Source organism: Citricoccus sp. (genome assembly GCF_035445025.1).
Taxonomy (GTDB): Bacteria; Actinomycetota; Actinomycetes; order Actinomycetales; family Micrococcaceae; genus Citricoccus.
In genome coordinates, this window is sequence record NZ_DAOMPX010000036.1 from 28,740 (window position 1) to 30,449 (window position 1,710).

Here is a 1,710-nt window from a genome sequence, read left to right on the forward strand (position 1 = left end):
CCGGCCCACGTGGTCTTGCCGCACTTCCTGCAGGTCACCGCTTGGCACATGACGAGTTCTCCTTCTCGAGGGTCATAGGGTCGGAGGTGGACCGGACACGTCCGTCGGCACCTACCGGAATATACCCCAGGGGGTATATGTTGACCAGCATACCGCATGATCGAGATACCCCCCGAGGTACTTGCGAGATACCCCCCGAGGTATTACTCTCGACTCAGAGCGGATACCCGAGGGGGTATCTGGAACCCAACGAAGGAGACGCCATGCTGCTTGAACGGATCTACGACGAAGACCTCGCCCAGGCCAGCTACTTCATCGGCTGCCAGAAGAACGGCACGGCCGTCGTGGTCGACGCCCGCCGCGACCTCGCCCCCTACCTGGAGCTGGCCGAGAAGAACGGCATGGAGATCGTGGCGGTCACCGAGACCCACATCCACGCCGACTACCTCTCCGGCACCCGTGAGCTCGCCGCCAAGACCGGCGCCGAGATGTACGTCTCCGGCGAGGGCGGCCCCGACTGGACCTACGGCTTCGAGGCCAACCTGCTCCACGACGGGGACAAGATCACGATCGGCAACATCACCGTCCAGGCCGTGCACACCCCCGGCCACACCCCCGAGCACCTGTCCTTCCTCGTCACGGACGGGGCCTTCAGCGACCAGCCTGGCTACATGCTGACCGGTGACTTCGTCTTCTCCGGCGACCTCGGCCGCCCTGACCTGCTGGACGAGGCCGCCGGTGGCGTGGACACGCGCTTCGGCGGTGCCAAGGACCTGTTCCGCAGCCTCAAGGAGAAGTTCGTGACGCTGCCGGACCACGTCCAGGTCTACCCGGCCCACGGCGCCGGCTCGGCCTGCGGCAAGGCCCTGGGTGCCATCCCCTCCTCCACGGTCGGCTACGAGCGCCTCTATGCCTGGTGGGGCAAGTACGTCGCCAACGACGACGAGCAGGGCTTCATCGACGAACTGCTCGAGGGCCAGCCCGACGCCCACGCCTACTTCGGCCGCATGAAGCGCGAGAACCGGGACGGCCCGGCCGTGATGGGTGACCGCGCCCCGCTGCAGGAGCTGGCGATCGAGGACGTTGCCCGCGACCTCGAGCAGGACAAGGTCACCTTCGTGGACACCCGCCCCGTGGACGAGGTCCACGCCGGGACCGTTCCCGGCTCGATCAGCATCCCGGCCCCGGGCAAGATGGCCACCTACGGCGGCTGGGCCTACGACCCGGAGAAGGACGACCGCCCGCTCGTGCTGCTGGCGCAGGACCAGGAGCAGGCCCAGCAGTTCTGGGACCACCTGGTGCGCGTGGGCATCGACAAGGTCGCCGGCTACGTGACCGGAATCCAGGGCCTGCCGATCACCACCCCGCGGATCATCCAGCCGGAGGAGCTCGAGGGCTTCGACGCCGCCCTGGTCCTGGACGTGCGCAACAAGACCGAGCACAGCGACGGCCACGTCCCCGGCTCGCGTCAGCTGAGCGCCGGCCGCGTGCTGTGGCACCAGGACCAGCTGCCCGCCGAGGGCACCATCGTGACGTACTGCCAGTCCGGCGCGCGCAACTCGGTGGCCGCCAGCGCCCTGCGCCGGGCCGGGCACGACGTCGTCGAGCTCGACGGCAGCTTCAGCGCCTGGTCCGAGTGGGCCCGCCGCACCGGGGTCCAGCCGGAGACCTCCGCGACGGCCCAGGAGCCGGTCAGCGCCTGACCGGACA

The 1,710-nt window shown here is 68.8% G+C and carries 1 protein-coding gene; it reads left to right on the forward strand.

The genetic code is table 11. The features are described 5' to 3' along the window. Window positions 1-263 precede the first annotated feature (263 nt). Window positions 264-1,703 (forward strand): MBL fold metallo-hydrolase, encoded by a 1,440-nt coding sequence (locus PLJ28_RS11425; RefSeq protein ID WP_324590154.1) that lies wholly within the window; start codon window positions 264-266, stop codon window positions 1,701-1,703. Window positions 1,704-1,710: the final 7 nt, after the last annotated feature.

Excerpts from the sequence above, each read along its gene's own strand:
- PLJ28_RS11425 (WP_324590154.1), top strand. The coding sequence starts at position 264 with ATGCTGCTTGAACGGATCTACGACGAAGACCTCGCCCAGGCCAGCTAC.